General features: G+C 69.3%; 7 protein-coding genes and 1 pseudogene. 2 read left to right on the top strand and 6 right to left on the bottom strand.

The genetic code is table 11. The features are described from left to right. Nucleotides 1–155: 155 nt before the first annotated feature. A complete protein-coding gene (locus ACZ44S_RS38380) occupies nucleotides 156–1,166 on the top strand; it encodes a hypothetical protein (RefSeq protein WP_466938001.1) in 1,011 nt (336 codons plus the stop codon). Between the two features lie 177 nt (nucleotides 1,167–1,343). On the opposite strand, the gene ACZ44S_RS38385 is transcribed toward ACZ44S_RS38380, so the two are convergent. The 6 genes from ACZ44S_RS38385 to ACZ44S_RS38410 all read right to left on the bottom strand — a co-directional run bounded on the left by ACZ44S_RS38385 (nucleotide 1,344) and on the right by ACZ44S_RS38410 (nucleotide 5,397). Further along, nucleotides 1,344–2,156 carry an adenine nucleotide alpha hydrolase family protein gene (locus tag ACZ44S_RS38385; protein ID WP_466938004.1) on the bottom strand — a complete coding sequence of 271 codons (813 nt, stop codon included), beginning with the start codon at nucleotides 2,154–2,156 and terminating at the stop codon, nucleotides 1,344–1,346. Between the two features lie 62 nt (nucleotides 2,157–2,218). Next, complete coding sequence (locus tag ACZ44S_RS38390; protein ID WP_466938006.1) at nucleotides 2,219–3,097, bottom strand: DNA cytosine methyltransferase; 879 nt, start codon at nucleotides 3,095–3,097, stop codon at nucleotides 2,219–2,221. A gap of 8 nt (nucleotides 3,098–3,105) precedes the next feature. Further along, nucleotides 3,106–3,639: a DNA cytosine methyltransferase gene (locus tag ACZ44S_RS38395; protein ID WP_466938017.1), complete on the bottom strand. Its 534-nt coding sequence runs from the start codon at nucleotides 3,637–3,639 to the stop codon at nucleotides 3,106–3,108. Nucleotides 3,640–3,727: 88 nt separating this feature from the next. Further along, nucleotides 3,728–3,991: a hypothetical protein gene (locus tag ACZ44S_RS38400; protein ID WP_466938008.1), complete on the bottom strand. Its 264-nt coding sequence runs from the start codon at nucleotides 3,989–3,991 to the stop codon at nucleotides 3,728–3,730. A 28-nt stretch (nucleotides 3,992–4,019) separates the two neighbouring features. Then, nucleotides 4,020–4,946 carry a hypothetical protein gene (locus tag ACZ44S_RS38405; protein WP_466938010.1) on the bottom strand — a complete coding sequence of 309 codons (927 nt, stop codon included), beginning with the start codon at nucleotides 4,944–4,946 and terminating at the stop codon, nucleotides 4,020–4,022. Between the two features lie 214 nt (nucleotides 4,947–5,160). Then, nucleotides 5,161–5,397, bottom strand: a complete 237-nt coding sequence (locus tag ACZ44S_RS38410; RefSeq protein WP_466938012.1) for a hypothetical protein — start codon at nucleotides 5,395–5,397, stop codon at nucleotides 5,161–5,163. A gap of 233 nt (nucleotides 5,398–5,630) precedes the next feature. Between ACZ44S_RS38410 and ACZ44S_RS38415 the strand changes: the two are divergent. Next, nucleotides 5,631–5,861, top strand: a pseudogene (locus ACZ44S_RS38415) (transposase); the annotation flags it as partial. Nucleotides 5,862–6,000: the final 139 nt, after the last annotated feature.

Genomic DNA, 6,000 nt, shown 5'->3' on the forward strand with positions numbered 1-6,000 from the left:
CTGCGCTGCCTAACCAGGCGCCCCGCCCAGCGCATCGCTCTCGACACCGTCCCCGGTTCCCTGCGCTTCTCGGCCGCTGCCGTCGCGCTCATCACCGTGGTCGTCGGGCTGTTCGCCATGCGCCACGGCGTCCCCGTCGACGTCGCACTGCCGCGATGCTGCTCGCTCCACTCCTGGCCGAGCACCTGCCGGGTCGGCTGGACGCCCGGGCCGACGAGCAGGTCCGCAAGGTCGAAGGCGTCAACGCCTGCCGCTACCTGCAGCGCCTCGCCACCCTGCACACCTCGCTCGTCCAGGCCGCCGAGGGCAGCGACCGCTACGAACTGCGCCGCTCGGCCGAGGTCGGCCACAACCTGCTGTGGGACGCCGCCGACATGTTCCAGACCCACGACACCCTCTCGGCCTCCGCGGGCCTCATCACCCGTGAACGGCTGATGCTCCAACTCGCCGACCAGGTCGCCCAGATCACCGAGCGCACCGCACGCGAGGACGCCGCCGATGCGGACCAGCCCCGCGAGACCGGGCGGCCACTGGGCCCGTATCCGCCGGGCTTCCGCCAGACGACACCTGGCCGCACGTCCAGCACAACACCGTTGAAGGGAAGTGCCCTCATGCCCCAGCCCCAGCCCGAATCCAGCCAGGCCACCCGCACTCCGGACGTCTACCTGCTGTTCGCGCACGAGCCCTACTACCCGGGCCCCGGCACCCAGGAGATCAACACCACTGTGGTCGCCGCTGGCTCTCTGCGGCACCCGCAGGTGCGCCAGCCCGACGGAGTCCGGATCCACGACCTTCTTGTCCAGGGACGGCAGCCGGGCGAGATCATCCCACTGGCCACCCTCACCCACGAACTGAACGGCGGCGCCGACTGGCCCGAGGTCGGCGACTGGGAGGGTGTCACCACCGACCTGGTGCAGCTCGTCCACGCAGGGCGGTGCGACGCCCTCAGCCTCGGCCTGCCCGACATGGCGCGCGCTCTCCTGTGCACGGGGCCACACGGTCAGGTCCGTGCGTATGACGCCGCAGCCGGTGACTTCGTCATCTACGGCTCTGCGGAGCGTGCCGTGGTCCTGGACGAGGTCGGCATGTTCCTCACCGGCGTTGCGACCGAGCGGCCGTTCTGGCCGGGGGACAGCCTCCTGCCCCCGCTGGACCGGCGGACCTGAGGAAGAGCCCGGCCGCTGTCGACGGGAGCTCATGATGTTCGGATACGAATCGCGCGCCGTCTGGGCAGATCTGCGGCGCCTACTGCATCGGCTCGTCCACCGGCGCAAGGGCAGCCCGCCTGGCGCGTGAACACCGACGCCCCAGGTCATGTGCCTGGGGCGTCGCAGGGGCTCTGCCTATCTCTCGCGCAGCAGGCTCAGCGGGAGGGGGCGAACCTCGCCCCCGCGGCGGTCACGGAGGATGCTGACGTCGCCGAGTTCTTGCCGCAGTTCCTCCTCCCGCTCTTGGGCGTACGCGTACCGCTCGGGCAGGGTTTCCAGAAGGTGTTTCCACTGGCGCTGGTCCGCGCGCACGCAGGTGCCCCCGCAGTTGTTGTGGGAGAAGCCGAGCTCGTACAGGCGGGGCGGTGAGACGCCCAGGGCCCGCGTCTCGGTCAGGAGTTGCTCCTTGGTCCGGTGCGGCTCCCACTTTCCGCACAGAGGAAAGCGCGTGTCCCAGGGCTTCCAGTTGCGGGCGATCGCCGGGATCCGTGTCCGGTCGCGCTTTGTGTTCTCGATCCCGACGTACACGAGCGTGTCGGTGGGGTCGGCGTGCTGGTCCATCCACTCCCGGCACGGCACCTGTTTGAGCAGGCGGGTGCAGGGGGCCAACCGGTCGTTTCCGAGGAACCGAACGTCGTGGAACACCTCCCAGGGGGTGCGCCCGTCGGCGACCTTCGTCAGCGGCACGCCGAGAAGCCTGCTGGTGTCGTCGGCGAACCTCCACAGATCGTCGTCCTCGATGCCGGTGTCGGCGATCAGGAGGGTGAGGTTGCGGGTGCCGAACCTTCGGGCGACGCGGACGGCAACGGCGAAGGACCCGATGCCGCCGCTGAACTGGACAACGTGCCGCCGGACGGTGAGGGGCCGGCGTCCGGGGGTGTGTGCTGGGACATGAGGGGAGCTCCCTCGGGATGAGTCGGTGAAACCGCCGTCCAGGCGTTGCCGCACCTGGCCGACGGGTGAGGAGGCGGTCCGGGACCGAGTGGGTCCCGGACCGCGGTGGTGGCGGGTCAGGCGGCCAAGGCGAAGGCCAGGCTGGGAAGGAGCCGTTCGCCGAACCAACGCGCGGCGTTGACGCTGACCGCGTTGCCGATCTGCAGGATCGCCTCGGTCTGGTTGCCGTGGATGATGAAGTCGGCCGGGAAGCGCTGAACCAGCTTGAGCTCTTCCACCGCCAGCATCCGCAGCGTGCATTCGTCCACGGTCGGGGCCGGGATGACCAGCGAGTGGTGCGGCTTGCACGCAACCGTGGTCAACGGCTCGGCGGTGATGCGCGGAGCACCCTTGCGGCCGATCGGGACGATCAGCGCGTGATGCCGGCCTTGCGCGGCCAGCGCGGGCACGGGGCCGCTGATCGGCAAGGCCGTGCCGTGGTTGCGGAGCATGACGATGTACGGGTCGGTGCCGAACCGCTCCAGGCCCACCGCGATCCGTGCCCGGGTCGAGGCCGCGTACGGGGTGAACTTCTTGCGGTCCGGCCGGCCGTCACCGACACGCTGGCCCGGACGGTCCCAGTCGATGATGTCGGCGACCGGTCGGGTCACCGGGGTCACCTTCAGGTGCCGGCACGCCTGGTTGGGGCAGCGGAAGTCGTACTGCTCGCCCCACTTGCCGATGCGGCGCGCTTTCGGGTCCTTCCACACCTGGTTGGCCAGCACCGGCCCGCACTCCGGGCAGATGGCCTCCGGGCGCACCCGCAGGTCGGGCAAGGGGAGGCCCTTGCGGGTGAAGACGATGTAGATGCGGTCGCGCAGCTGCGGCGCGAGCAGGTTGTCCCCGCCGTCCAAGTGCGCCGAGGACGCGTTGACGATCTGTACGTTGTAGCCGAGCAGTTCCATACCGCGCAGCCACCAGTCGAACAGCTCCCAGTCGGTGGCGAACTCGGCCACGTTCTCGATCACAAGGGCGTCGGGCGGTGCAACTCGGCGACTGCCAGGACGTCCAAGGCCGAGGCCCTGGTCTGTACGAAGGTTGCGGCCTTGGCGCCTTCGTCCTTGCCGGTGAGGCTGAGGCGCCCCTGGCCGCGGTAGCGCTTCCGGCCGCCGGCCTTGCTGGCCTCGGTGCACAGGATGGACGCCCAGTAGACCCGGGCGGACGGCAGGTTGAGCTTGTCGTAGGTGTGGATGTCCTCGCACTTGTGGTCGGCGTGCGGGTGGTTGGCGCGGTGGGTCCGTACGGCGACGGGGTCGTGGTTCATCCCCAGGAGCAGCAGATAGCCCGCTTCCTCCAGGCCGTGGCTGCTGCCGCCACAGCCGCTGAAGAGGTCGACGAAGGGGATGGGCCCCAGCGTGGCCTTGAGGCGTGCCAGTTCGGATGGGGTGAGAACCGGGGCGTACCGCTGTACGGTTGCCTCCTTGGCGAATGAAGTTGGTGAGACCGTCGGCCGGCGTTGCCGCGCCCGGCCGACGGAAGGGAATGGATACCGCTCCAGATTGCCGCCTGGAACTTAAAATCAATTACACGCTCTATGGCAACCCCCTATTCACAGCTGCGGCCCCCCGGTAGGCCGGGGGGCACGATCAGGCTGAGGGCAGCAGGCCGGGTGCATCGTCGACGCCAAGGAGCAGGACGTGGTGACCGACGGCCTCGGGGACTCCGTCGGTGACCTTCTCGACGTCCAGGCGCAGCCGGATGCGCCCGGCACCCTCGCCGTTGCGCTGCAGGTCTTCTTCCAGTTGGTCGTCGATGCGGTCGAGCGCGGCTTCGGCCGCGGAGTAGTCGGCCAGGTCCCGGGCGAGGAGCTGCCGCGTGGCGGTGTTACGGAGCTGGTAGCTGGTGGGCATCTGGATTGTCCTTCGCGGGGTGGGGCGGTCAGGTGGTGGGGTCGGTGAGCCTGCGTGCTGCTTTCACGGCGCGCTCCCAGACGTCGCGGCTGCCTCCGTGCTCGCGGGCGAGAGAGGCGGCGAGCCCCCGGACGTCGCCGCGCTCGCGCATGGCGGCCAGGGCGATGGCTGCCCGCTGGTCGGCTTCCAAGCGGTGCGGCGCGGCTGCAGGGCGATGCTCGAGGGCGTTGCGTACGACGTACTCCCAGGACCTTTGCGGACCGCCGTACTGCACGCTGAGCTCCGCGGCCAGGCCCGGGTGGTAGCCGTCGCGATCGATCGCCTCGGCGGCGAACTGCTCGGCGAGCTGCGTGGCGGTGAGAGGCTCACCCTCGGCTCGGGCGCTCAGCTCGGCCGCGAGAACCTCCTCGAGGGCCGAAGGCCGGCCGACGGGTGCCTCCTCCTGCGGCCCGGTACGGCGGCCGGCCTTGCCGAGTTTGTCTCCGGTGCGCTTCCGGTCGAAGTCCTGCAGGTCGCCGACGCGGAAGCCGGGGATCATCCGGCCGGTCGGGCCCTCGACCTGGCCGGCGGAGTCCGGGAAGTAGCCGGGGTTGTCCTTCACGTACTTGCGGATCGTCGAGGGGCCCTGGAAGCCCAGCAGCTGGGCGGCCTTGTTGATGGAGACGATGGTCTCCTGGTCGAGCTTGTACAGCTCGGGGTCGGCCTTGAGGACCTTGCTCTGTTTCTCGTTCTGGAACCACGTGTAGAAGTCGCGGAACTGCGTCTCGTCGTAGAAGTCGGCGCCGTCGATGCGCTCCTTCTCCGGGTGGCGGTGCTCTTTCGGCTGCTCAAGCCGGATTTTGTACCAGCGGGCCGCGGTGCCGACGCTGGCGCCGGTGAACTCGCGGATCCAGTCGCGGTTGACCACGGCACGGCCGCCGATGACGCGACGCTGCGGGTTCAGGGGCTTGGGCATTGCGTTCTCCGCCTATACTTGAGGCCTGCTCTTCTGTGTTCCTCTGGCGCTCACGCGCCGGCGGGCGAGTCGAGTTGGTGAAGGTGGTCGGCGGGACGTTCGGCCGGGGTTGCCGCCCTGGGTCGACACCCCCCGTAAGGGGGTGCCTTTCGCCGACCACCGCTTTTTGCCGCCGGCTTCACGTAATCAATAATGCGCGCTTGAAGGTTAGGTGTCAATCTCGCCGGCGCAGACCTCGCCATGAGTGCGCCCCCCATTCCCGTTCGGAGTGGCCCACCTGCTTGTTCTGGACGTGGTAGGGGGCGGTCATCATCAGCGCCGTGGGCAGCTCCCGCTCCCAGCGCCGCAACCATGTCCGCACCCGCCCGTAGCGCTCGTCGACCTCGACGGGATAGCCATGCCGCTCCGAGACGGTGCGCAGCCTCCGGCCCAGAGCAGACGCGCGGCCCACGTGAACCCGCTCCACCGAGCGCATCGGCCTCCCGCGGCGGGTTGGATCCGCCTTCGACACCGGCAGGATGCGCCGCGTGATACAGCGCCCAGGTGAGCTCCTCCTCGTAGGCGGCGAGGACGGGCCGGTCAGCGGCCCGGCCGGAGTCGAACTGCTCCAGCAGGCTGCGCCGGCTGAACAGCCTCGCCTGCGGGTTGAGACTGACCGAGGTGTACTCCAGGCGCAGCACCCGTCCGGCGATGTCCTGGCAGCGAGGCACGAACGAGAACACAAACGGCCTGCTGAGGCAGCACTTCCCGAAGGGGACGGATCTGTCCAAGTACATCAAGGCAGACCTGGACGCCGCTGCCGACGAGCTGAACCGAAGGCCACGGAAGACGCTCGGCTGGGGCACCCCAGCCGAGCGCTTCATCGGCCTCCTGGTGAACGACCCCAACACTCAACGTGTCGCGACGATTTGTTGAATCCGCCCACGTGGCGGGGCCAGAACCCCAAGATCTTCATGAGTCTTCTAGTACTCCAGCAGCGTTTCGCTATCTGGCCTGGTCAGAGGCGTCGTCGGGAGTGTAGTTGGCTGCTGGCACGTCAGGGGCGGTCTTGCCG

It is taken from the genome of Streptomyces malachitofuscus, assembly GCF_055571035.1.